Source organism: Streptomyces hawaiiensis (assembly GCF_004803895.1).
Lineage (GTDB): Bacteria > Actinomycetota > Actinomycetes > Streptomycetales > Streptomycetaceae > Streptomyces > Streptomyces hawaiiensis.
In genome coordinates, this window is the sequence record NZ_CP021978.1 from 4,828,734 (window position 1) to 4,853,233 (window position 24,500).

The following is a 24,500-nucleotide window of genomic DNA, read 5'->3' on the forward strand; positions in this document are numbered from 1 at the left end:
GGACGTAGGAGCCCGGGCCCCGGACTGCGAGGTCGGGTGGGGGCGGCAGGCGTTGTCAGTGGTCGCCCCCACAATGGATCTGGCAACGCGGAACGTGACGGAAGGGCGGCGTGACCCATGACCGTGTGGGACGACCTCGTCGGGCAGGAGAGGGTGAGCGAGCAGCTGGCCGCTGCCGCCCGGGACGCCGACGCCCTGGTCACGGCGGCCTCCACCCACGCCCCGCCACCCGAGGCGTCGAAGATGACGCACGCGTGGCTGTTCACGGGCCCTCCGGGAGCCGGGCGCAACCAGGCGGCGCGGGCGTTCGCGGCGGCGCTGCAGTGCGTCAGCCCCGACCGCGCCCTCGGCGGCTCCCCCGGCTGCGGCTTCTGCGACGGCTGCCACACGGCACTGATCGGCACGCACGCCGACGTCACCACCGTCGCGGCCGTCGGCACGCAGATCCTCGCCGACGACATGCGCGACACCGTCCGCAAGTCGTTCACATCGCCGGCGAACGGGCGCTGGCAGATCATCCTCGTCGAGGACGCCGAGCGGCTGAACGAGAAATCGGCCAACGCCGTCCTCAAGGCCGTGGAGGAACCCGCGCCCCGCACGGTATGGCTCCTGTGCGCCCCCTCCATCGAGGACGTCCTGCCGACCATCCGCTCCCGCTGCCGCCACCTGAACCTGAGCACGCCGAGGGTCGACGCCATCGCCGACATGCTCGTCCGCCGCGAGGGCATCGAGCCGGACGTCGCCGCCGCGGCGGCCCGCGCGACCCAGGGCCACGTCGACCGGGCGCGCCGCCTGGCCACCGACCCGGCCGCGCGTGAGCGCCGCGCCGCCGTGCTGAGGCTGCCGCTGCGCGTCGAGGAGATCGGCAGCGCGCTCAAGGCCGCCCAGGAACTCGTCGACGCGGCCGCCGAGGACGCCAAGCAGCTCGCGGAGAGGACGGACTCCAAGGAGACCGAGGAGCTGAAGGCCGCCCTCGGCGCTGTCCAGGGCGGCCGCATGCCCCGGGGCACCGCGGGTGTGATGAAGGACCTGGAGGACAAGCAGAAGCGCCGCAGAACGCGCACGCAGCGTGACAGCCTCGACATCGCCCTGACCGACCTGACGGCCTTCTACCGCGACGTCCTCGCCCTCCAGCTCGGTTCACGCGTGGCCATCGCCAACGCGGACGCCCAGGACGCCCTGGAGCGCCTCGCCCGCGGCAGCTCCCCGGAGTCCACGCTCCGCCGCATCGAGGCGATCGCCGCCTGCCGCGACGCCCTCGACCGCAACGTGGCGCCGCTGCTCGCGGTGGAGGCGATGACGATGGCGCTCAGAGCGGGCTGACAAGGCCGGCAGGACAGCGGTTCGGACCTACGTTGACGCCGTAACTCGTACGAGGCACGACACGCACGCACGGCACCCATTTCGTCGCGCAGAGTTACGCTCGCTGGATGTACACACGGCGCACCCCCCGCTCCGCCTCCGGCTCGGGCGGCCTCCACCGCAAGACACGAAACCGTGCCAAGACCGCCGCCGGTCTCCTCGCCACGGCCGCGCTGCTCGTCTCCGCCTGCTCCTCCGGAAGCGCGACGACGTCAGCCGCCCCCGCGGCGCCGGAGGCGGCACTGGTCGCACTGCCGCAGGCCACGCCCGCGGCGCTCTCGTCGTACTACGGGCAGAAGCCGGCCTGGCGCGGCTGCGGTGTCCCCGGCTTCGAGTGCGCCACCCTCAAGGCGCCGCTGGACTACGCCAAGCCGTCCTCGGGCGACGTCCGGCTCGCCCTCACCCGCAAAAAGGCCACGGGGCCCGGCAAGCGGCTGGGCTCCCTGCTCGTGAACCCCGGCGGGCCGGGCGGCTCGGCGATCGGCTACGTCCAGGCGTACGCGGGCATCGGCTACCCGGCCGAGGTGCGTGCCCGCTACGACATGGTGGCGGTCGACCCGCGCGGCGTGGCCCGCAGCGAGCCCGTCGAGTGTCTGGACGGGCCGGAGATGGACACGTACACGCAGACGGACGCCACGCCTGACGACGGGAAGGAGACGGACGGGCTGGTCGCGGCGTACCGGACGTTCGCCGAGGGCTGCGGCGCGGACGCGCCCCGGCTGCTGCGCCATGTGTCCACGGTGGAGGCGGCCCGGGACATGGACATCGTGCGGGCGGTGCTCGGCGACGAGAAGCTGAACTTCGTCGGCGCCTCGTACGGCACCTTCCTCGGGGCAACGTACGCCGGGCTCTTCCCACAGCGGGCGGGACGGCTGGTGCTGGACGGCGCGATGGACCCGTCGCTGCCGGCCCGGCGTCTGAACCTCGAACAGACGGCGGGCTTCGAGACGGCGTTCCGGTCGTTCGCGAAGGACTGCGTACGGCAGGCCGACTGTCCGCTGGGCGGCCGGGGCACCTCGCCCGAGAAGGTCGGCGAAAACCTCAAGGCGTTCTTCGAAAAGCTGGACGCGCGGCCCGTCCGCACCGGCAACGCCGACGGCCGCAAGCTCACCGAGTCGCTCGCCACGACGGGCGTGATCGCGGCCATGTACGACGAGGGTGCCTGGGACCAGCTGCGCGAGGCGCTGACGTCCGCGATGAAGGAGAACGACGGCTCCGGACTCCTTCTCCTGTCCGACGGCTACTACGAGCGGGACGCCGACGGCGCCTACAGCAACCTGATGTTCGCCAACGCGGCGGTGAACTGCCTGGACCTGCCCCCCTCCTTCGACACCCCCGACCAGGTGCGCAAGGTGCTGCCCGAGTTCGAGAAGGCGTCGCCGGTCTTCGGCGAGGGCCTCGCGTGGGCCGCGCTGAACTGCGCGTACTGGCCGGTGCACGCCACGGGCGAGCCGCACCGCATCGAGGCGAAGGGCGCGGCGCCCATCGTCGTGGTCGGCACGACCCGGGACCCCGCGACCCCGTACCGTTGGGCGCAGGCCCTGTCCGGCCAGCTCTCCTCGGCACGCCTACTCACCTACGAGGGCGACGGCCACACGGCCTACGGCCGCGGCAGCTCCTGCATCGACCGGACGATCAACGCCTACCTCCTCCGAGGCACCCCGCCCACGGACGGAAAGCGCTGCTCATAACCCTGCCCCCAGCCCCGGAACGGCTGCCTCCGGGGCTGGTGCGGAGCACCCTCGGAAACTGTGTAGACTTACCGTCGTTGCTGATCGCACCATAGTGCAGGCAGCGCGCCGCCTTAGCTCAGATGGCCAGAGCAACGCACTCGTAATGCGTAGGTCTCGGGTTCGAATCCCGAAGGCGGCTCCATGGTGAACCCCAGGTTAGGCCTCTGACCTGGGGGTTTCCTGTTTTTACTGACCTTGGAATTCGGGCCAATCGGGCATGTGCGGTCTGTGTATCGCAATGCGTTTACAGGGGAGCGATGGTTGTGGCACCCCGACAATCGCGCGTTCAACCTGGCGTCCCCGTTCGGGCGGTCGCCGGGCCTGACTGGTTGTCGTCTTGCTGCGCTCGGTCAGTCCGCGCAGCTGATCGCGATGGTTCTGCGCTGGCGTAACCGCCTCTACCGCCCGTCGGAGTACTCCGCCGGCTCCACGTCCTGGCTGGCGACCAAGGCCAGGTGACCGAGCAGCCGCAGCGCGTCGCTGACCAGACCGTCGACCAGTTGGGCGCGGGACTGTTCGTCGTTCCAGGCGACCCGGGGTTTGCCAGGGGCGGTGTAGACGTGCGCGGTGCATTGCACGGCAGCGGCCTCGGCCGCGCGGATCACCGCGAGGACGGCAGCCGATGATCTGGGTGACGGTGTCCTGGGTGGCCACCGCATCGTCCATCACGGTGGAGTCCATCGCCCTCAGGTGCTTGCCTTTGAACCGCATCGGCCCTGATGGAGGCTGGATTCTCTGAGAAAATCGAGCCATGGCACGTCCGTCCCCTTATCCGCCCGAGCTTCGTGAGCGTGCGGTGCGCATCGTCGCGTAGATCCGTCCCAACTACCGCGACGGGGCTCACCTTGCCTGTTGCGGCAACAGGCGGCGAAGACCGCGCTCCCAGCGCCCGGACACTGCGCGACGTGGAGCTGAAGACGCAGATCAGTCGCGTCGGAACCAATCCGTCCTTGCTCGGAATCCTGCACCCATGATGGCCTCGTGGATGATCGGCCCCCCGGGACCCGTGGGCTTGCCGCCGAGTGCCGTCACACCGGAGTCGCCCCTGATCCCCGACGGCCGTACGCCGTGATGGCCTGGCCGACTTGGGAGCCGACCCCTTGGCCACGACGACGTCCTCGCGGTGCCGGAAAATGAGACGGACGTGCCCGTCGGCTGGGACTCCGCGTCTGGCTTCTGCGAAGTCTCCAGGGCCCCCGGTCGGAGAAGCCGTGCCGTGATCCGGGAGCGTCACGCGATGTCGTCGGACTCGCCGATCAGTTCGGTGGGTCTATCGATCAGGGCGGGGGCTATGGCGAAGAACCGCGGTCGAACTTCTTCCCGCGGTCGGCGGCGGCCGCCTGGAACTCGGTACTGGCGGTCGGTGTGTCTGGTGGGCCACAGTGTCGACAACCCCTGCCGCCGGGTCCGGTTGTCGTTCCTCGGAGTAGTCCAGGTCACGCCACAACTGCGGGGCCGCATTCGTGGCGCCACGGATGGGCTCGGACAGTGCATCTGGCAAGGGCCTCTACTGAATCCAGGCTCTATTCCAGTTTCGCCGCGCGCCTCTTGAGGTCCTCGGCGAACGTGTCCCAGTCGGGTCCGAAGGACAGCAGGTCTGAGGCTGCTTCCCGGAGCAATTGCGGGTCGTCGGGACGTTGCAGGCAGGCCAGACGGTAGGCGAGGTTCCGGGCCCAGGGCGGCAGGGCCATCCAGTCCTCGGTGAGGACGTCCTCGAGCATGGCGAGGATTTCGTCCGCCGTCGCGAAGGTGAGCTTCTCGACGAACTCACGGGTCGTTTCGTTGACCTGCCGGCTGTCACCGCCGTCGATCGCCTGGCTGAGACTCCTGGCCGCAGGGGTCGGATCGGGCATGGCGCGCTTCTCCAGACGGATTACTTCCGGCGCCCCGGAGCGTCGTGGTGGTGGACGGAATGGGCGCCCAGACCCTAGCAGTCGATCCCGGCGCCGCCGGGCAGCCGGTGCGGTGCCGGGCTCGGGGGACCCGTCCCTACGGATTGAGCCAGTAGGTGGACAGTTGGTAGGCGCCGTCGGGCCGCTGAATGACCCGGTAGCCGACGTCGTGCCCGTCGATCTGCACCGATCTGTCGAGCGGGCCGCTGAACTCGGGGGTCCTGGCACGGGGAACGACCCCGCCGTCCCTCATGTACGCGTACACGTCGGAGACGATTGCTTGCTCGATCCGGTTGGGCTTCAAGTTGGTGGTCCGCAGATCGTTCGTGGTTCCGTCCGGGCCGGTGTGGGCTCGGTCGTAGCCGTGGCCGGTGTTGAAGTGCCAATGGTCGTCGCCCACCATGGCGGAGCGTTTGAGATCCTGCCCCTCGCCTTTGGAGGTGTACTCGCCGATGGCCGGGCCGTCGCCGTTCGGGTATGGCGACAGGCCGAAGGGGTCGCAAACGGTGTGCGGGTTGGGCACGTAGGCGACCGGGTTCGGCGCCGGCGAGAGCCCCAGAGGGTCCGGAGACGTGTACCGGCCGGTCTCCGGGTCGTAGTGACGGAAGAGGTTGTAGTGGAGGCCGGTCTCTGGGTCGTAGTACTGGCCGGGGAAGCGAAGCGGGGTATAGGCCGTGCTGGAGCGGGACCAGGCGGTGGTTCCCCACAGAGTGGTGCGGGCGCGCCAGGCGATGCGCCCGGACTCGTCGACCAGTTCGGTGGGAGTGGCGAGCAGGTCGGTGGCCACGGCGAAGAAGCGCCGGTCGATCTCCTCCTGACGGGCGTCCGGGGGGGAGGAGGATGCGCTCGGTTTGCGCGAGGGGCGTGAGTCCGCGGTGCTCCCAGGTGAGCGCTACCGGACGAGGCAGGTCGCTGGAAACGGTGGTCTGTTCGCAGAGGGTCAGGCCGTCCCAGGTGAAGCGGATCGCTTGCCGCGCATTCCCCCGGCACGGCCATGAACCCTCGCGAGTTTGTTCAGGGCGCAGAAGGCCGAAAACCAATGCCCCGCGACCGGCCTTCCCTGCGTTGCGTCATCGGGCGACCTGGACGGCTTCCGGCGAGGCCTTCTTGCTCGCGTTCACCTGGATGACGGTGAGCACGGTGGCGACCAGAGCGAGGAAGGCCGCGGGAAGGCCGAGCGAGGTCACCGGCAGCCAGTCCTGCGCGATGCCGCCGAGCCCGCCGCCCAGTGCTACGCCCAGGAAGACCGCGGAGGAGTTGAGGCCGAAGAGGACCGGAGCCGAGGCGGGAGCAAAGCTGACCAGCCGGTATTGCTGGATTACCGAGGGGGCTCCGTCGGTGATGCCCCAGATTCCGGCCCAGATGATGACGACGGCCAGGTTGCTGACCGCGAGGGGGCTGATGCCGAGCAGGAGCGTCGCGGCGGCGAGTGCCGCGACCGCTACGCGGACCGTGGGAAGGCTGTCCACGAGGTAACCGGCGAGCACGTTGCCGATGACCGCGCCGATGCCCCACGCCAACAGGATCAGGGTCAGGGCCTGGGCGAACGCCCCGGCAGTGGCATCCTCGGTGACGGCTGCGATGTAGGTGTAGAGCGTGTAGTGCCCGCCCATCACCAGCAGGGTCGCCAGCAGAGTGACGATCATCTCGGGCTTGCGGAGCGGCGCCAGGCGTGCGCCGAGACTCGTGGGAGGCAGCGTGATTTTGGGCAGTCCCACCGTGGTACCGATCGCCGCGACGACACCGAGAGCAGCCACCGCCCAGAGCGTCAGACGCCAGTCGACGCTGCCGATCATGTTGCCCAACGGCATGCCCAGCGCTGTCGAGACGGTGAGTCCGCCGATGACGAACGCCATCGCACGCCCGCGCCGCTCCTCCGGCGTGACCGCCACCGCGGCGCTGGAAGCCGTAGCCGTGATGGTGGCCGCTCCGACAGCCGTGAGGACACGGGAGAACAGCGCCACTGTGTAGTCGGGACTCAGCGCGGTGACCGCGTTGCCCACGATGAACACGACCAGCGCCACTTGTAGCGCCGTGCGACGGTCCAGCGAGCTCAGCAGCCAGCCGAGAACCGGTGCGGCAATGGCGAACGTCAGGGCGAATGCCGTGACTAACTGGCCGGCGGCCGCGATGCTGACATCGAAATCGGAGGCAATGGCGGGTAGCAGCCCGGCGATGACGAACGCGTCGGTTCCGACCGCGAAGGTCGCCAGGGCAAGCGGGATAAGGGGCTTCATATATGGGACGGAGCCCTGCCCGGGTTCACTGACGTCTGTGGGACTCAATCTTGGCCTCGTTCCTGTGGGGGTGACAGACTGAAACTTCGTGCGCCGCGGTCCGACGCGTCACGCTAGGCAGGCGTCAGGTCGACTCGAAGCCCCTGGAGCCCGTGCAGGGTCAAGGACGTCTTCCACGCCGGTTCCTCGGCGAGTTCGATCCGGGAGAACTTCCGCACCAGCCCCTGGAAGGCAAGCCGGCCTTCGAGGCGAGCAAGGGCTGCTCCCAGACAGAAATGTATGCCTCCGCCGAAGGAAACCGGCTGGACGTCGGTCCGGCGCACGTCCAGCCGATCGGGATCGCGGTAACGGCTCGGATCACGGTTCGCCGCACCGAGCAACGTCACGATCGATTCGCCGGCCGGGATCGTGACGTCACCGAGCCGGAGATCGTCGCGTGCCGTCCGGGGGCTGAGCTGCACGGAGGCGTCATACCTCAGCAGCTCCTCCACCGCCCCGGACACGAGACCGGGTTCGCGACGAAGGGCGAGCATCTGATCGGGGTTGCGCAGCAGCGCCAACAAGCCGTTGCCGATCAGGTTCGTCGTACTCTCGAACCCGGCACCGAAGAGAAACTGAGCCAGGCTCATGAGCTCAGGGTGCGTCAGCCGTTCGCCGTCGTCCTCCGCCGCGAGAAGTGCGGAGACAAGGTCGTCCGCCGGCTTCTTGCGCCGCTTGTTGATCAGCTCTTCGAAGTAGTCGTTTATCTCTACCGCCGCCCCGTCCGCGGTGGCCAGTTGCGCCGGACTCGGACGCGGCTCCATCGAAAGCGTCACGTCCCGGAAGAGCTGCTGGAAACGAGGCCAGTCCTCACGCGGTACTCCGATGATCTCGCTTATCACCGAAGCCGGAAGCGGGAAGGCGAACTCACGGAGAAGGTCCACCTCTCCCGCTTTCTCGCAGAGGGGCGTCAAAAGCTCGTCGACCAGTTGCTCGATTTTGGGTTCCAGCTTGGCGATGGAGTGAGCCGTGAAGCCCTTGCTCACCAATTTCCGTTGCCGCGTGTGCTTGGGGGGATTCGCCCACATGAGGTGTTCCAGTACGCGCGTGTAGGACGGGTGATCGGCCCAGTTCTCGACGCCCTGTGCGCGGATGAAACTCTGTACGTCTTTCCCGACCTCGGACGATCGAAGAACCTCGACGACCTGGGCATGCCCGCTCAAGACCCAGTGGCCGGCCTGGCTGCGAGCCACCGGTGCGACTTCGCGCAGTCGGTGGTAGGTCGGGTACGGGTCGGCGGCGCACGCCGGGGTCGAGAACAACTCGCCGAGTATGCGGTCGACTTCGGCCGCCGACGCCTGCCGGGTGTAGGGACTCACAATTTCCCCTCTCGGTCATTTGAACGGCGCAGGGCGTGAACTGCGGAATTACTCAGTATGGCTGAGAGTTCGAGTAGCTGTCAATCTCGATGGCTGATGATATATGAGACAGAAGGTTAGCTTGGCGCGCCGCATCCTTGCGGCTGCGGCATGTGGACCCCAAGACTGAATCTGCCCCGGTCGGTCCGGTCCGGTGATGACCCAGACGCACCTCGGGTCAACGGCCTGCGGTGCCTGATGATCGGACGCTCCGGGCGACGCAGGGCGGCGAGGCAGCGGTTCCGTTGATGGCGCGACGCCGGTGAGCTGCCTAACCGTATCCATAGCTGATCATTTGTGGCATCTATTGACAGATTTGCTGATGGTTCGTAAGTATGATCGCGGTTAACGGGGGAGTACAGAGATGTCGATCAAGACAGCATTCGTCTATCCCGGCCAGGGCAGTCAGCTCGTCGGGATGGGGGCCGACCTGATGCACGATCGGCCTCAGCTGACAGAGGTGTTCGAACACGTCGAGGCCGTCACGGGGCGTCCGGTGATCGAGCCGATGGTGCACGGTCCGGAGGACCGGCTGCGCGAGACGAGGACGGCCCAGCTCGTCCTGTTCGCGTTCGGCACGGCGATGACGCGGGCGCTCGCCGCGGAGGGCGTCGTACCCCAACTGGTCGCGGGCCACAGCCTCGGCGAGTTCACCGCCCTCGTCGCGGGTGGCTGGCTCGACCTGGATGAGGCCGCCGCGACCGTGGTCCAGCGCGCCGACGCCATGGCCCGCTGCTGCCACGAGCGGGCCGGTGCGATGGCGGCGGTGATGGGCACCGATCCGGACGAGGTCGCCCGAGTCCTGGCGCGGCACCCCGGACGACGCGACGACGGGCGCCCGCGCACCGTCGTCATCGCCAACTACAACTCTCCTCGGCAGACCGTCATCTCCGGCGACGCCGCGACCGTCGAGGAGATAGGGGAGGCGATCCGTACGGAGTCGATCGCCGTCGTCCAGCCCCTGTCCGTCGCGGGCGCCTTCCACTCACCGCTCATGGGGCCCGCCCAGGACACACTCATGGCCACGATCGCCCGGCTGCCGTTGCGCCGTGGGCACACGCCGATGGTCAGCAGCGTCACCGGCGGGCTGGTCACCGACCTCGAGCACTACCGCGACGCCCTCGCCCACCAGATCACCGCACCCGTGCACTGGACGCGGACGGCCCGCCGGATCCTCGACCACCGGCCGCACCGAATCGTCGAGGTCGGACCCGGGACCACCCTGCGGAGCCTGATCCGCAAGGTCGATCGCGGACAGGAAATCCATCCCTGCGGCAACACGAACGAGCTGCGTGCCGTCACCTGCACGCGCGGCTGAGACACGACCGGAAGTTCCACGGAACAGAAGGAGACGTCCGACATGACCGCAACCTACGACGCCATCGTCATCGGTGGAGGCCCCTCCGGCGCGACCACGGCCGGCCTGCTGGCCAAGGCCGGACACAACGTGCTCGTCCTGGAGAAGGAGCAGTTCCCCCGCTATCACATCGGTGAGTCGCTCATCCCGGGCCTCAACTCCGTCGTCGACGAACTCGGCGTTCGGGAGACCATCGACGCCGCCGGCTTCACCCGCAAGGCGGGCATCTCGCTGCTCTGGGGAGCCGAGCGCAAGCTCTGGAGCATCGCTTTCGGGGAGAGCGGCCCCTACGACTACACGTGGCAGGTCAAGCGCGCCGAGTTCGACCTCCTCCTGCTCGAGCACGCCCGCAAGCTCGGAGCCATGGTCATCGAGCACGCGTCGGTGCGCGAGGTGCTGACCACCGACGGCAGGGCCACCGGCGTGACGTACACGATCGGCCGCGGGACGGAGCCGATCCGGGCGGAGGCCCGCTGCATCGTCGACGCCTCCGGCCAGTCCAAGATCCTCGCCCGGGAGTTCGGGCTGGTCGAAATGCACGACGACCTCAAGAACCTGGCCGTGTGGACCTACTACCAGGGCGGCGACCGGCTTCCCGACGAGCTGTCGGGCAACATCCTCGTCGAGAACCACCCGGACGGCTGGCTCTGGGTCATCCCGCTGTCCGACGGCACCCAGAGCGTGGGATTCGTCGGCCCCAACGACCGGATGGCTCAGGACACCCGGCCGAATCTGGAGCTGCTCGAAAGCAAGATAGCCACGTCGCGCGAGGCCAAGAAGTTACTCAGGAACGCCACCCAGGTCGCCGGATGTCGCACGGCGAAGGACTGGTCCTACACCTGCTCCCGGTTCTTCGGGCCCGGCTACCTGATGGTCGGCGACGCCGCCGCGTTCATCGACCCGCTGTTCTCCACCGGGGTCACGCTCGCGATGAAGGGCGCCAGCTCCGCCGCGGCGACCGTCTCCGCGATGCTCCAGGAGCCCGACCGGGAGGAGGAGTTCGCGCAGGCCTACGACGAGGGCCTGCGTGAGTTCCTCGGCAACGTGCTGTCCTTCGTGCGCTTCTTCTACGACGCGAGCAAGAACGTCGAGGCGTACTGGGCCAAGGCGCAGGATCTGATCGACCCGATCGGCTGGATGACCGCCCGGGATGACTTCATCATCATGGTCTCCGGCCTCAACGCCGAGCTGGCCGTGATGCAGCCGCACCACGACGCCGCGCCGGAGGGCGTCGCCGAGGGCCGCCGCGCCAGCAGCCGCAACAAGGGCGTGGAGTGGGGGAACGTCGAGTCGGTGATCCAGTGACGGTCGTCGACGCGCACGCGCACGGCCTGCCGCCGTGGGTCCAGGCGGCGTTCCTGGAGTGGCTCGCCGAGTCGGGCTCGACGGCCGAGGGGCCCCCGGCTCTCTGGCGGTCCCCGGCGTTCGACGGCCCGGAGCGGCAGCTGGCCGACGCCGACCTGCACGGGATCGAGACCACCGTACTGACGCACAGCTCGAACGCCGTGGCCGCGCTCCACTCGGCCGCGGTGCGCGGAAAGCGGCGGCGAGGGCCGGCCGAGACCATCGCCACGGTCAACGACGAGATGCGGGCGTGGTCCGCGCGGACCGGTGGTCGGCTGCGGGCCGCGCGCTGGGTGGACCCCCGGTTCGTCGAGTCGGCCGAGGCCGAGATCGAGCGGGCGGCCACGGACGGCGGCATTCCCGCCATCTCGATGAACACCGCGTACCTGGAGCAGTCGACCGGCCGGTTACGGTTCCTCGACGACCCGGAGTTCGCCCCGGTACTGGCCGCCGCCGAGGCGCGGGGCGTCGTCCTGTTCGTCCATCCCTCGGCGAAGTTCCAGCTCGGCTCCGAGCCGCCGTTGCCCGGCCGCGCGGAGCACCTGCTGACCGGCTCGCTGTCCATGCTGGTCGAGACGACCGTCTGCGTCATGCGCCTGGTGCTGCGCGGCACGCTGGAGCAGCACTCCGGGCTGCGACTGGTGTTCGGCCAGCTCGGCGGTGTGCTGCCGCTCGCGCTCGGCCGGTTCGACCTGATCCACCGGCTCGTCGGCGGTGCGGACGCCGACGCGGCGCGGGCCTCCGGCGCGCTGCGCCACCTGCGTGACTACGCGGGCAACATCTACGCGGACACGCACTCCGCCGACGCCGCCGGGCTGCGGTGCGCCCTCGAGGCGCTCGGCGAGGAAAGGATTCTCTTCGGCAGCGACTTCCCGGTCACGCCCGGCGAGTTCGGGCGCGCCGACGCACTTCAGGTGCTGCGGGGAGCGTCGCTCCCGGCGGCGACGGTCCACGCCGTTGAATCCGGCAACGCCCGGTCACTCCTCGGGCTGGGCGAGCCGATGACCGTCAGCGACGAGGGAGCAGCAGCATGATCGCGCACGTCGTTCTCTACCGGTACCCGGAAACGATGTCCGAGACGGACCGGGAGCGGTTCCGCAAGGAGCTTGCCGAGGCCACCCGGAGCACGGGTGTGGTCGAACGGTTCACGGCGGGCCGGCACGTTCCGCTGCCGGCCGACGACGCGGCGACCGAGTCGCTGTACTCGGTTGCCGCCCGCTGGGAGTTCACCGATCTCGAGCAGCTGCGCGCCTTCTCCGTGCACTCGGCCATGAGCGGCGTGGTGGACACCTGGGTCCGTCGGCTTGGCATCGGCGTCGCCTTCGCCAACACCGCAGACGAAGAGGAGTTCCGGACATGACCGAGCTGACCGACAAGGTCTGCCTCATCACCGGTGCCGCATCGGGAATCGGCCGGGCCACCGCCCGCGTGCTCGCGGAAGCGGGCGCATCGGTGCTGGCCGTCGACGTGGACGAGGTGGGTCTGAAGTCCCTCGCCGAGGAGACCTCCCTGCTCGGCGTCCGCCCTCTCGACGTGGCCGACCCCGACGCGGTGCGCGAAGCGGTCACCGACCTCGTCGCACGGGCCGACGAGATCCACGCGTGCCTGACGTTCGCCGCCGTCGTCGCCAACTGGGGACCACCGGCAGAGATCGACGACGAGCTGTGGACGAGAGTGCTCGACGTCAACCTGCGGGGGACCACAGGTGTGTGCCGGGCGGTACTCCCCTCGATGCCCCCGGGCGGATCGATCGTGACCTGCTCGAGCATCGCCGGCGGGCTCAAGCCGAGCCCTTCCAGGGCGCCGTACACCGCGGCCAAGGCCGGGGTCGTCGCGCACACCCGCGATCTCGCCGTCGCCTACGGGCCGGCGGGCATCCGGGTCAACACGATCATCCCCGGATTCATCGACACCCCGATGTCCCGAAAGCTGGTCCGGGGACACGAGGAGCAGGCCGAGGCGGAGCGGGGACGCATTCCGCTGCGCCGGCTCGGCACCGCGCACGAAGTCGCTGACGTCGCCCGCTTCCTGGTCTCCGACGCATCTTCCTACATAACCGGCGCGACGCTCGTCGTCGACGGAGGGCTGAGCCTTGTCTGAGCAGCCAGGAACCACGACCACACCGGCCCGGATCCTCGACTTCGCCTGGGGCCTTGGGCGTACGGCCACCCTGGTCACGGCACTCGACCTGGACGTCTTCACGTCCATAGCCGAAGGCCACGACACGGTGGAGGACCTGGCCCATCGCACCGGTGCGAGCCTGCGCGGCCTGCGCGCGCTGCTCACCGCGCTGCACGCCTCGGAGTTCGTGCATCGCGAGGGCGACCGCTACCGACTGGCCGACGACACCGCCCTGTACCTGGTCCGCGGCTCGCGTGCCTACCTCGGGGACATGCGGCACATCCACCGGGAGCTGAACTTCCGGATCTGGCCCCAGCTCACCGAAGCGGTGCGCACCGACACTCCGTGCCAGGAGATCTTCGCCGACCGGGCGGACGACGTCTGGACCAAGATCACACCTTACCTGGACGCACTCGCGGTGGGCGCCGGCCGCTGGATCGCCGGCGTCGCCGGTGACCTGGTCAAGCCGCGGCCCCGGATCCTCGACGTGGGGTGCGGGTACGGCGGTTCCGGGCGCGCCCTGGCCGAGAGCTGGGACGGCGCGGTCGTCGGCATCGACCGTGAGGTCTCGGTCTCGCAGGCCCGTAGGCTCGCCCGCGAGGCCGGGTTGGGGGACCGGGCCGAGTACTGGGCCGGGGACCTGTTCGCCGTGCCCTGGGACGGACCGTACGACGTGATACTGCTGGGCAATCTGCTGCACGGGTACCCGCCCGCACAGGTGCTCAAGATCCTTGAACTGTGTACGGCGGCGCTGGCGGACGACGGTGTGCTGCTGCTCGACGAGATCGTCCCGGACGACACGGAGACCGATCCCGTGGGCGCGTTCTTCTCCCTCCAGATGTTGATGACCAGCGCGGGTTCGGCCCACGGACTCGACGACTACGGCCGGTGGCTCGCCGACGTGGGCCTGCCGGTGCGCCGCCAGCTGAGAGCGCCGACCGGGCCGGGCACGCTCGTGGTCGCGACGCGCGGGAGGCCGTCGTGAAACGGGTCGCGGTGACCGGGCTCGGAGTCCTGGCCCCCAACGGCATCGGGACGAAGGACTTCATGGCCGGACTCTGCGCGGGCCGCTCCGGCGTGATCACCGGCCGTGAGTTCGACACGTCCCGGCTGGCCTCCCGGATCTACGGGACGCTGCCGGACTGCGACCTGCCCGGCCTTTCCGCCGAGCACAGCACCGGGGACGACCGGGTCGTCCGCATCGCGCTGCGGGCCGCCCGCGAGGCCATCACCTCGGCCGGTCTGCTCGACGAGGACATCGCCCCGGAACGGATGGGCGTCGTCATGGCGAACGCGATCGGCGGAACGAAGTTCATGACCGAGCACTTCCCGCGGATAACCGGCGGTGGCACGGCCGCGATCGACGTGGCAGCGGCCCACCCGCGCCTGCACGTCGCGGCCACGTTCAACCGGCCCGCGGCGGCCATCGCCGATGCGCACGGGATACGCGGCCCGGTGATGACCCCGGCCACCGGTTGCACCGGCGGCAACGACGCGGTCGGTTTCGCGCTCGATACGATCCGCCGCGGCGAGGCGGACGTGATGGTCACCGGCGCCGCCGAGGCTCCGCTGACCCCGTTCGTCGTCGCCTGCTTCGACGTGATCGGCGCTCTGTCCACGCGCAACGACGTTCCGGAGGCCGCCTCCAGGCCGTTCGACGCCGATCGGGACGGCTTCGTCCTCGGCGAGGGCGCCGGTGTGGCAGTGCTGGAGGAGTGGGAACACGCCCGGCGCCGGGGCGCGCCGATCCTGGCGGAAATCCTGGGCTTCGGGAGCACGTCGAACGCCTTCCACATGACCGACCTGGAAAGCGAGGGGACGCATCTCGCCCGTTCCTTCCAGCTCGCGCTGGACGACGCCCGATGTTCCGCCACGAGCGTCGACTACGTCAACGCGCATGGCAGCTCGACACCGCAGAACGACGTGTGCGAGACCAACGCGATCAAGACGGTGCTCGGGGCGCACGCCTACCGGACCCCGGTCAGCTCGATCAAGTCGATGGTCGGCCACGCGTTGGCCGCGGCGAACGCGCTGGAGCTCGTGGCGTGCGTACTGGCCTTGGAAGAGGGCGTGATCCCACCGACGATCAACCACGACGCCCCCGGCGACTCCTGCGACCTCGACTACGTACCGAACGAGGCACGCGCAGAGCGGACGAAGGTCATCGCCAGCCTGTCCAGCGGCTTCGGCGGAATCCATTCCACCGTCGTACTCGGCAGCCCCCGCGCGACCGGCTCCGGGGAGGGCGGACGATGACCGGCACCGTGATCACCGGAATCGGGCTCGCCCTGCCCGGTGCCTCGGACGCCGACCAGCTCTGGCGCTCGGTGACCGGGGGCCGCAGCGCCGTGCGGCCCATCGAGCGGTTCGACACCGACTCCTACCCGTGCCCCAACGCCGGCGTTCTGGCCGAGGAGACCGAGCGGGAGACCATCGGCACGTTCACTCCGCGGGTGCGTAAGCGGATGGACCGCTTCTGCCAACTGGCGCTCTCGGCCGCCCGGTCCGCCCAGCACGACGCCGGCCTCCCACCGAGCGAGGACGCCGATCGCACCGGTGTGTACGTGGGCAACATGTTCGGTGGCTGGGAGATCACCGAGCCGAGCCTGCGCGGCCTGTTGGACCAGGGCTACACCGGGGTCAGCCCCCACATCGCGTCGGCGTGGTTCCCCACCGCACCGCAGGGGCAGATCACCATCGCAAACGCGCTGACCGGTTTCAGCAAGACCCTCGTGGCGGACAGTGCGAGTGCCGCGCTGGCCATCGGCTACGGGGCCCGGGCGGTGGCCGAAGGACGCGCCGATGTACTGCTCGCGGGCGGCGCGGAGGCGCCCGTGACGCCGTACACCTACACGTTCTGCACCACCTCGGGACGGCTTTCCCCCACCGGGACCTACCGGCCGGGGGACGACACGGCGGACGGGTTCTGCGTCGGTGAGGGTGCCGTGATGCTCGTCCTGGAGCGCGAGGAGACGGCCCGGGCGCGTGCAGCGGTCCCGTTGGCCAGACTGGCGGGCTTCGCCGTCCGGCACGTACCGGAGGACGAGGTGTTCGGGCCGTCCGGCACCCGGGTGCTCGCCGCGGTTCTCACGGCAGCGCTCGACGAGGCGGGCACCGATCGCGTCGACTGTGTCGCCCTCGACGCACAGGGAACCGCCCAAGCCGACGAGTCCGAGCTGTCCGCCATCCACTCGGTGCTCGGTCCTGTCGCCCTCACCACGGCCAAGCCGGTGACCGGCAACCTCCTCGGCGCGGCGCCCGCGGTGGACGCGGCGGTCGCCCTGCTGAGTCTGCGGCACGGCACGATCGCGCCGGTGGCGGGCTGCGAGCGCCCGCGGAACGCGCACATCGTCGTCGGCGCGCCACGCGAGACGCCCGTACGCACCATCGCCCTGCTCGCCAGGGGCGCCGACGGCACGATCGCCGCGAGCGTGCTGCGGGCCATCTGATCCCCCCATGTGAAAGAGGTGTCATGAACCCCACCAAGACCACATACGACCAGGTGCACGACGTCCTCGTCGAGGTCGGCCTGGAGCCGTCGGAGATCACCAGCGAGGCCGCGCTCCGCGCCGACCTGGGCGTGGACTCGGCCGAACTCGTCGAGATCGTGACGGGGCTCGCACCGGGCAGCAAGGTGGACGGAAAAGCGCTGAAGTCCGTGGTGACCGTCGCCGACCTGGTCGTTTTCCTGGACAACCTGGCCTGAACGAGCCGGACTTCTCACGAGGAGCAACCATGGAGAACACGCAGCACACCGAGCACACGGTCACCGCGCAGGCGCCGCAGAGCGTTGTCTGGGAGGTCCTGACCGACATCGAGAACTACCCGAACCTCTTCGGCGCCACCAAGTCCGCCGTCATCACAGAGCGGGGGGACGGCTACGAGATCGCCCGGCTCGAGGTGGACGTCAGCGGGCAGTTACAGGCCTGGACCACCCGCCGCGACCTGGATCCGGAACTGGGCGTCGTCGCCTACCGCCAGCTGGAGACGGCGCCGCTCGTGGAACACATGAGCGGGGAATGGCGGGCACTTCCGTACGGACCGGACCGGACCCAGATCGTGCTGACCCACGACTTCGCCGCCCGCCAGGAGGGTGCGGACGGCAAGGTGGCCGGCAAGTTCACCCATGCCGAGGCCCACGAGATGCTCGCGGGGGCCGTCGAGCGCAACAGCACGGCGCATCTGGCCGCTGTCCGCGACGAGGCCGAGCGCCGTGCCGCGAGGGCGAAGAGGGCCGCGTAATGGTCAGGTTGATCGACCTCAGCGTGCCCACAGGGCCGAACGCCGGCGAAGCGACCCCGGTGCAGATCGACACCCTCACGCACGAACAAGGGCCGGCGGTGCTGGGGCTGGAGACGTCCGACTTCCCGGACGGCATGGCCATCTCGAGCGAGACGATCACGCTGACGACGCACACCGGGACCCACATGGACGCGCCGCTGCACTACGGCCCGCACAGTGGCGGCGAACCGGCCCGGAGCATCGACAAGGTTCCCCTGGAGTGGTGCATCGGGCCGGGAGTCCGGCTCGACGTGCGCCACATCAAACCCGGTGAGGAGATCGGCGAGGACGATGTGACCGAGGCACTGGGCGTCGCCGGACATACCCTCGGCGACGGGGACATCGTGCTCCTGTGGACCGGGGCGGACCGGCTGTGGGGAAGCACCGAGTACCTGACCACGTACCCCGGCCTGTCCGGTGGCGCCACCCGGTTCCTGGTGGAACGGGGGGTCCGTGTGATCGGCATCGACGCGTGGGGGCTCGACCGGCCGATGGCGAGCATGATCGAGGACTACCGCCGCACCGGGGACCGGGAAACGCTCTGGCCGGCGCACGTGTACGGGCGGGAACGCGAGTACCTCCAGCTGGAAAAGCTGGCCAACCTCGGGCAGCTGCCCGGTCCGACCGGATTCACCGTCCTGTGCTTCCCGATACCGGTGGTGAACGCCGGGGCCGGATGGACCCGCGTCGTGGCGGTGACCGGCAGGTTCCTCGAGTCCGACGAGTGACGCCCCGGCCACGGCACGCGCGACGTGCCGTGGCCGGGCGGGCACGCGTTCCCCGCCCGGGAGCCCTCCAGGGGACACGACCGGCCCGCCCGGTCCCGAGGACGCCACGCGACGACGCCACGCAAGGGCCGCGCACCACAAGAAGGAGTCGTACCCATGAGCAACGACACAACGTCCGCGCCCGTCAGGACCGGTGCGCCACCGGACATCGTCACGGCACTCGCGGACGCGGTGAACGTGTTCGACGCGACACTGACGGGAGTTCCGGAGAGCGCCTGGGACACCGCGTCCCCGTGCTCCGACTGGTCCACCCGGGACGTCGTCGGACACGTCATCGGCACCCTCGGCAAGGTCGCCCTGATCGCGCGGGGCGAGCCCACGCAGTCCGCTCCTTCGCAGCCCGGCGCCGCCGCCGCGGGCGACCCGGTGAAGGCATGGCGGGACGCGGCGGCGGCGGCGCACACGGCCGTTGCCGAAGCCGACCCCGGGCTGCAGGTCGATACGCCGGCCGGGCGCCAGAACCTGGCCAGAGCACTGGCGTTCCCGGTCTCGGACGTCATCGTGCACGCCTGGGACATCGCGGCGGCGACCGGCCGGCGGCTCCGGCTGCCCGATTCCCTGCTCGCCCACGTCGTGCACACCTGCGCGCAGGTACCGGAGGCGGCGTTGCGCGGCCCGGGGCGGATCGGTGAGGCCAGGCCCTCGGCGCCCGGAGCCGACGACACCACGCGGATGATGGCCTGGCTCGGCCGGGACGTCGAACGGTGGGCGAGCGCGGACGACGCCGGGGCTCACGCGAGCCGGGCCACCGCGACGGACTCCGCCGAACTGCTCGCCTTGGACCGGGCCCATGTGTGGCATCCCTTCCGGCCCATGCCGGGCGTGGACGAACAGCTGCTGGTCACCGGAGCCGAAGGTGTCCGGCTGACCCTCGCCGACGGCCGGGAACTCATCGACGGGATGTCGTCGTTCTGGGCCGCCGTCCACGGCTACCGCCACCCGGCACTGGACAAGGCGCTGGCCGATCAGGCGAGTCGGTTCACGCACGTGATGTTCGGCGGTCTGACCCACGAGCCGGCGATCCGGCTCGCGCGCACGCTGGTGGACCTGACGCCCGACGGCCTGGAGCACGTGTATTTCTGCGACTCCGGGGCGGTGTCCGTTGAGGTCGCGTTGAAGATGTGCCTCCAGTACTGGCGTTCGTCGGGCCGGAGCGAGAAGCGCCGGATGCTGACCTGGCGTCGCGGGTACCACGGCGCCAGTCTCCACGCGATGAGCGTGTGCGATCCGGACGACGGGGGACACGCGTCGTGGCAGGGACTCCTGCCCGAGCAGGTGTTCCTTCCGGCGCCGCCCGCGTCGTCGGCCACCAGCCTGCGCCACGCCACCGGCCCGGCAGGGACCGACGCGGAGCAGCTCGATCCGGCGTACGTCGACACCATGGCGCGGACCATCGCGGAGCACGCCGACGAGTTGGCGGCGATCATCGTGGAACCGGTGGTGCAGAGCGCCGGGGGGATGCGCTTCCACGACCCCGGATACCTGCGGGTGCTGCGTGAGCTCGCAGACGAGCACGACGTACTTCTGATCTTCGACGAGATGGCCACCGGGTTCGGCCACACCGGTGCCCTGTTCGCCGCCGATCACGTCGGGGTCACGCCCGACGTGATGTGCCTCGGCAAGACCCTCACCGGCGGGTACATGTCCATGGCCGCGACCCTCTGCACGACGCGCGTCGCCGACGGGATCCGGCAGGGCGAGCTGCCGGTGCTGGTGCACGGACAGACCTTCATGGCCAACGCGTTGACGGCGGCCGTGGCCAACGCCTCGCTGGGTCTGCTCGTCGACGGCGACTGGAAGGGCGACGTGGCGCGGATCGAGAGGGCGCTGCGCCGGGGACTGCAGGAGGCGGTGCATGTCGACGGTGTCGTCGACGTCCGGGTTCTCGGCGCCATCGGGGTGATCGAACTCGACCGCCCCGTCGACAGGCGGATGGCGGAGGCGGCGGTCGACAACGGCGTCTGGCTGCGTCCCTTCGGGAACTTGATCTACTGCCTGCCGCCCTACCTCTGCACGGACGACGACGTGGCACGGATCTGCGCCGCGATGGTCGCCGCCGCACGCGTCGGTACGGACCCGAATCCGCCACAGCACTAGGTATGTCCGCAGAGGTGTCAACCCCGCGGGTGCTCGACCGGGACCCGGTCGGTCCGTTCGGACCGACGCCCCTCGAAAAGGAGTGATCGATGCCAGACCATGATGTGATCGTCGTCGGCGGAGGCCACAACGGGCTGACGGCCGGCGCCTACCTGGCCAAGGCGGGGCTCGACGTCGTCGTGCTGGAGGCGAACGACGAGGTGGGCGGAGGCGTGGTGACCCAGGAGGTCACCCTCCCCGGGTTCCGGCACGACCTGCACGCCATCGCCCACGTGTTCGTGCAGCTCAACCCGCTGATCCGGAACGACGAGCTGGGTCTGATCTCGCGGTACGGACTGGAGTACGTCTTCCCGGACCCGGCCATCGCGGTGGCCTTCCCGGACGGGGAGCACATCGAGTTCTACCGGGACGTCGACCGGACCGCGGAGACCATCGCGGCGATCTCGCCCGCCGACGCGCAGAACTACCTGCGCTTCCACAAGTTCGCCGAAAGCATGCTGGACATGCTCGTCGACGCGATGTTCTCGCCGCCGCTGCCGATGGGCGAGTTCTTCGCCCTGCTGGGCCGGACCGACGCCGGGCGGGAGATGACGCGCCTGCTGATGATGAGTTACCTCGACGTCATCGACGAGTGGTTCGAGCACCCGAAGATCAAGGCCGCGCTCGCGCGGTGGGTGTCCGAGCTCATCTGCGCCCCGGAGGAGGGCGGCACGGGCGCGTTCCTGCTGGCGATGCTGCCGACGATGCACCGTTACGGCGTCGGGTTGCCGGTCGGCGGGTCCGGCGCCCTCTCCACGGCTCTGGCAAGTGCCTTCGCCGACCTCGGCGGGACGATCAGGACCGGCGCCCCGGTGGACCGCTTCCTGTTCGAGGGCGAGCGGGTGACCGGCGTGCGGCTGGGCACGGGGGAGGAGATCACCGCGGCACGGGCCGTCGTGGCGGACCTCAACATCCGCCAGATCCCCGAGATGGTCGACCACAGGTTCGGACCCGAGTGGGACGCGAAGGCGTCGCGTGGCAAAAGGACCGCCTTCAGCTGCCTGGTCGGCCACCTCGCGCTGAGTGAGGCTCCGGTGTACGCCGCGGGCAACGAGGTGACCCGCGCCGGAATCCAGGAGTTCGCGCTGCCGCTGCCGGAGCTGCGCCAGGCTTTCGACGCGCTGAAGTACGGCACGACGGCGGTCGGCATGCCCAGCGCCGTCGTCGCGAGCGTCTGGGACCCGACACGCGCGCCCGAGGGGCAACACACCCTGTACCTGCTCGGGTATGCCCCGATGGAGTTGGAAGGGCAGAGCTGGGACGAGCGCAAGGAAGAGATCTTCGACGAGATCTTCGCGACGTTCTGCAAGCTGACCACGAACATGGACTCGTCGAAGGTGCTGGCCCGCAGTATCAAGTCACCGCTCGACGCGGCCCGGTTCAACGCGTCCTGGCCCAGCGGCGACGCCAGCCACCTCGGTCAGCAGATCCACCAGTACCTGGGGAACCGGCCGATGCCGAACATGGGGTACCGGCTGCCGGCCGACGGGTTCTTCCTCGTCGGCCCGTCGACCCATCCGGGCGGTGGGGCGAACTGCGGAGCACGCGCCGGGGTCCAGGCGATCCTCACCGACCTCGGCATCGATCCGGGCCCGGTGCTCCGACCGAGCTGATCGACGCCCCATCCGCATCCGGCCCCGCCCGAGGCGAATCGCACCGACCACCGACAGGAGAATCCGTCATGCAGCACGAAACCAACTTCGACGCCGTCTACCAGGGCCGGGAGTCCGCACAGAACGTCCCCTGGGTACCGTGGAACATCGGGGAGCCCCAGCCCAAGCTGGCCGAGCTCGAACCGCAGGGCGTGTTCCGCAGCGATGTCCTGGACGCCGGCTGCGGAGTGGGGGTCACGAGCCTGTTCCTGGCCCGGCTGGGATACACGGTCGTAGGGCTCGACTCGGCGCCGTCCGCCATCGCCGCCGCGCAAGGGGCGACGGAGGGTCACGACCTCCCGGTCACGTTCGACGTGGCCGACCTGACCACGTTGCAGGGCTACGAGGGGCGCTTCCGCGCGGTCGTCGACTCGGGGACGATACCGGCCGTCCCGGACGACAAGCGCGCGGACTACCTGGCGTGCCTCGCCCGCTCCACCACCGACGACGCGACGCTGTCGATCCTCACGTTCTCCCGGGACGCGCGGTCGGTGATGCCGAAGGGGCCGACGCTGTTCAGTGCCGACGAACTGGCGACGCTCGTGGAGAAGGACTGGGAGATCGACCGGCTGGAGCCGTCCTCCATCGCGGCGCTGCTGGCCCCGGAGCTCGGCGACAAGGCCCTGGCGACCGATGAGAAGGGCCGGATGCTGGTCCCGGCGCTGCTGCTCGTCGCACACAAGCGGTAATCGCCTTTCCGCACCGGCCCCCGCACGGGTGCGTGGGCCGGTGCGGCCTTCACACAGCCTCGTGCCCCTGTCGGACTGCCGGGCGGCCGATGGCCGGGACCCTGTGCCCGGCTGCCGGAGCCGCTCGTTCTTCCTGCCCACGCGAAGGACCGCACCCGTGCAGAAGGAGTGCTCGTGACCAGCCACCAAACAGTCATGATCATGGTCGGTCTGGCGTTGATACTCGCGCTCGCACACCTGCTCGGGCGCCTCGCGCGGCGGTGCGGCCAGCCCGCGGTCATCGGCGAGATCGTGGCCGGCATCCTGCTCGGTCCGACCCTGTTTCACGGCGCCCTGTCGGAAACGCTCGTACCCGTCGACACCCGGCCGATGCTCACCACGCTCGGCAACCTCGGGGTCGCCCTCTTCATGTTCCTGGTCGGTCTCGAACTCGACTACCGGCTCCTGCGCGGGAACGGGCGGACCACGGCCGGGGTGGCCGTCGGGTCGATCGTCTGCGCGTTCGGATTCGGTGTCCTGCTCGCGCTGTACCTGTGGGACGACCACTCGGTCGAACACCGCCTGGCCTTCCTGCTGTTCATCGGCGCGGCCATGTCCATCACGGCGTTCCCGGTGCTGGCCCGCATCCTCACCGATCAGGGGATCCAGCACACCAGGATCGGCGCACTGGCCCTGGCGAGTGCGGCCGTCGGGGACGTGGCGGCCTGGCTCCTGCTCGCGGCGCTGCTCACTCTCACCGGGAGCCAGAACTCCTGGCAGGTCCTGCTGGTCGTGCCGTACGCCCTGGCCATGGTGTGGGTGCTGCGGCCGTTGCTCGGCCGACTCCTGGCCGCGCCGGCCCGGGGCCGACGAGACCCGGAGGACGGGGCTGTGGAGCAGGGCCTCAGTGCCACGCAGCTCGCCACCCTGACGGCGCTGCTGCTGGTCTCCGGCGCGCTGTGCGAGTGGCTCGGGGTGCACTTCATCTTCGGTGTGTTCCTCGCCGGCGCGATCGTGCCACGGCGTGGCACGGAGAGGCTGCGTGCGGCGGTCAGGGACCGGTTCGAGACGATCATCTGGATGCTGTTGCCGGCGTACTTCGCGGTGTCCGGGTTGAAGGTGGACCTGACCACAGTGGGCGGCGACGGGCTCGGCGAACTGGGGCTGATCCTGCTTGTGGCGATCGGCGGCAAGTTCGGTGGCGCCTATGTAGGGGCACGGTTCGCGGGCCAGTCCGGGAGGTCGGCCACGACGCTGGGCATCCTCATGAACACCCGCGGCCTCACCGAACTGATCATCCTCGGCGTCGGTCTGCAACTGGGTCTGCTCGATACGGAGCTGTACTCGCTGATGGTGGTCATGGCCCTCGTCACCACCGCCATGACCGCACCATTGCTGCGCTGGGCCTATCCGAGCCGCATGATCGACGCGGATCTGCGGGAGCTGGCCGAGCAGCGGATCGGGGAGCCGAAGTACACCGAGCTCGCCCGGCCCGTCGGCGCGAAGAGGCCGGAAGCGGGGTGACGGCCCCC

20 protein-coding genes, 1 tRNA gene and 3 pseudogenes are annotated in these 24,500 nt (G+C 69.8%); 19 read left to right on the top strand and 5 right to left on the bottom strand.

What is annotated here, in order from left to right:
• Positions 1–117 precede the first annotated feature (117 nt).
• The 3 genes from CEB94_RS22290 to CEB94_RS22300 all read left to right on the top strand — a co-directional run bounded on the left by CEB94_RS22290 (position 118) and on the right by CEB94_RS22300 (position 3,237).
• Complete coding sequence (locus CEB94_RS22290; RefSeq protein WP_175433896.1) at positions 118–1,323, top strand: DNA polymerase III subunit delta'; 1,206 nt, start codon at positions 118–120, stop codon at positions 1,321–1,323.
• A gap of 107 nt (positions 1,324–1,430) precedes the next feature.
• Complete coding sequence (locus CEB94_RS22295; RefSeq protein WP_175433897.1) at positions 1,431–3,053, top strand: alpha/beta hydrolase; 1,623 nt, start codon at positions 1,431–1,433, stop codon at positions 3,051–3,053.
• A gap of 107 nt (positions 3,054–3,160) precedes the next feature.
• A tRNA-Thr gene (locus CEB94_RS22300) sits at positions 3,161–3,237 on the top strand.
• Between the two features lie 262 nt (positions 3,238–3,499).
• Here CEB94_RS22300 and CEB94_RS22305 read toward each other — a convergent pair.
• Positions 3,500–3,794, bottom strand: a pseudogene (locus CEB94_RS22305) (IS5/IS1182 family transposase); the annotation flags it as partial.
• A gap of 563 nt (positions 3,795–4,357) precedes the next feature.
• Here CEB94_RS22305 and CEB94_RS42245 point away from each other — a divergent pair.
• Positions 4,358–4,521, top strand: a pseudogene (locus CEB94_RS42245) (YjbQ family protein); the annotation flags it as partial.
• Positions 4,522–4,618: 97 nt separating this feature from the next.
• On the opposite strand, the gene CEB94_RS22310 reads toward CEB94_RS42245, so the two are convergent.
• From CEB94_RS22310 to CEB94_RS22325, 4 genes and pseudogenes are all read right to left on the bottom strand, one after another.
• Positions 4,619–4,948: a hypothetical protein gene (locus tag CEB94_RS22310; protein WP_175433898.1), complete on the bottom strand. Its 330-nt coding sequence runs from the start codon at positions 4,946–4,948 to the stop codon at positions 4,619–4,621.
• 502 nt (positions 4,949–5,450) lie between these two features.
• Positions 5,451–5,958: pseudogene (locus CEB94_RS22315) on the bottom strand (RHS repeat-associated core domain-containing protein); the annotation flags it as partial.
• Between the two features lie 99 nt (positions 5,959–6,057).
• The gene (locus CEB94_RS22320) at positions 6,058–7,272 is read right to left on the bottom strand and encodes an MFS transporter (RefSeq protein WP_218945923.1); all 1,215 of its coding nucleotides are present in this window, start codon (positions 7,270–7,272) and stop codon (positions 6,058–6,060) included.
• A 65-nt stretch (positions 7,273–7,337) separates the two neighbouring features.
• Complete coding sequence (locus CEB94_RS22325) at positions 7,338–8,582, bottom strand: cytochrome P450 (RefSeq protein WP_175433899.1); 1,245 nt, start codon at positions 8,580–8,582, stop codon at positions 7,338–7,340.
• Between the two features lie 403 nt (positions 8,583–8,985).
• Here CEB94_RS22325 and CEB94_RS22330 point away from each other — a divergent pair, with 403 nt between their 5' ends.
• The 15 genes from CEB94_RS22330 (at position 8,986) to CEB94_RS22400 (ending at position 24,492) form a co-directional block, all read left to right on the top strand.
• Positions 8,986–9,939 (top strand): ACP S-malonyltransferase, encoded by a 954-nt coding sequence (locus tag CEB94_RS22330; protein ID WP_175433900.1) that lies wholly within the window; start codon positions 8,986–8,988, stop codon positions 9,937–9,939.
• A 42-nt stretch (positions 9,940–9,981) separates the two neighbouring features.
• Positions 9,982–11,283 (top strand): NAD(P)/FAD-dependent oxidoreductase, encoded by a 1,302-nt coding sequence (locus tag CEB94_RS22335; protein ID WP_175433901.1) that lies wholly within the window; start codon positions 9,982–9,984, stop codon positions 11,281–11,283.
• On the top strand, positions 11,280–12,356 hold the full coding sequence (locus CEB94_RS22340) for an amidohydrolase family protein (protein ID WP_175433902.1): 1,077 nt from the start codon (positions 11,280–11,282) through the stop codon (positions 12,354–12,356). Before CEB94_RS22335 ends, CEB94_RS22340 begins: the two co-directional genes overlap by 4 nt.
• Positions 12,353–12,682, top strand: a complete 330-nt coding sequence (locus CEB94_RS22345) for an antibiotic biosynthesis monooxygenase family protein (protein WP_175433903.1) — start codon at positions 12,353–12,355, stop codon at positions 12,680–12,682. The genes CEB94_RS22340 and CEB94_RS22345 overlap by 4 nt, the downstream gene beginning before the upstream one ends.
• On the top strand, positions 12,679–13,422 hold the full coding sequence (locus tag CEB94_RS22350) for an SDR family NAD(P)-dependent oxidoreductase (protein WP_175433904.1): 744 nt from the start codon (positions 12,679–12,681) through the stop codon (positions 13,420–13,422). The genes CEB94_RS22345 and CEB94_RS22350 overlap by 4 nt, the downstream gene beginning before the upstream one ends.
• Positions 13,415–14,428 carry a class I SAM-dependent methyltransferase gene (locus tag CEB94_RS22355; RefSeq protein WP_175433905.1) on the top strand — a complete coding sequence of 338 codons (1,014 nt, stop codon included), beginning with the start codon at positions 13,415–13,417 and terminating at the stop codon, positions 14,426–14,428. The genes CEB94_RS22350 and CEB94_RS22355 overlap by 8 nt, the downstream gene beginning before the upstream one ends.
• Entirely contained in the window at positions 14,425–15,699 is a 1,275-nt protein-coding gene (locus CEB94_RS22360; protein ID WP_175433906.1) for a beta-ketoacyl-[acyl-carrier-protein] synthase family protein, read from the top strand. Before CEB94_RS22355 ends, CEB94_RS22360 begins: the two co-directional genes overlap by 4 nt.
• On the top strand, positions 15,696–16,892 hold the full coding sequence (locus CEB94_RS22365; protein ID WP_175433907.1) for a beta-ketoacyl-[acyl-carrier-protein] synthase family protein: 1,197 nt from the start codon (positions 15,696–15,698) through the stop codon (positions 16,890–16,892). The genes CEB94_RS22360 and CEB94_RS22365 overlap by 4 nt, the downstream gene beginning before the upstream one ends.
• A 23-nt stretch (positions 16,893–16,915) precedes the next feature.
• Positions 16,916–17,149, top strand: a complete 234-nt coding sequence (locus CEB94_RS22370; RefSeq protein WP_175433908.1) for an acyl carrier protein — start codon at positions 16,916–16,918, stop codon at positions 17,147–17,149.
• Between the two features lie 29 nt (positions 17,150–17,178).
• Positions 17,179–17,685 carry an aromatase/cyclase gene (locus CEB94_RS22375; protein WP_175433909.1) on the top strand — a complete coding sequence of 169 codons (507 nt, stop codon included), beginning with the start codon at positions 17,179–17,181 and terminating at the stop codon, positions 17,683–17,685.
• On the top strand, positions 17,685–18,452 hold the full coding sequence (locus CEB94_RS22380) for a cyclase family protein (RefSeq protein WP_175433910.1): 768 nt from the start codon (positions 17,685–17,687) through the stop codon (positions 18,450–18,452). Before CEB94_RS22375 ends, CEB94_RS22380 begins: the two co-directional genes overlap by 1 nt.
• Before the next feature lie 156 nt (positions 18,453–18,608).
• Positions 18,609–20,609, top strand: a complete 2,001-nt coding sequence (locus tag CEB94_RS41735; RefSeq protein ID WP_218945926.1) for an adenosylmethionine--8-amino-7-oxononanoate transaminase — start codon at positions 18,609–18,611, stop codon at positions 20,607–20,609.
• Between the two features lie 89 nt (positions 20,610–20,698).
• On the top strand, positions 20,699–22,261 hold the full coding sequence (locus tag CEB94_RS22390) for a phytoene desaturase family protein (RefSeq protein ID WP_175433911.1): 1,563 nt from the start codon (positions 20,699–20,701) through the stop codon (positions 22,259–22,261).
• A gap of 68 nt (positions 22,262–22,329) precedes the next feature.
• On the top strand, positions 22,330–22,989 hold the full coding sequence (locus CEB94_RS22395) for a class I SAM-dependent methyltransferase (protein ID WP_175433912.1): 660 nt from the start codon (positions 22,330–22,332) through the stop codon (positions 22,987–22,989).
• A gap of 174 nt (positions 22,990–23,163) precedes the next feature.
• The gene (locus CEB94_RS22400) at positions 23,164–24,492 is read left to right on the top strand and encodes a cation:proton antiporter (protein ID WP_218945927.1); all 1,329 of its coding nucleotides are present in this window, start codon (positions 23,164–23,166) and stop codon (positions 24,490–24,492) included.
• The last annotated feature ends 8 nt before the right edge of the window (positions 24,493–24,500 follow it).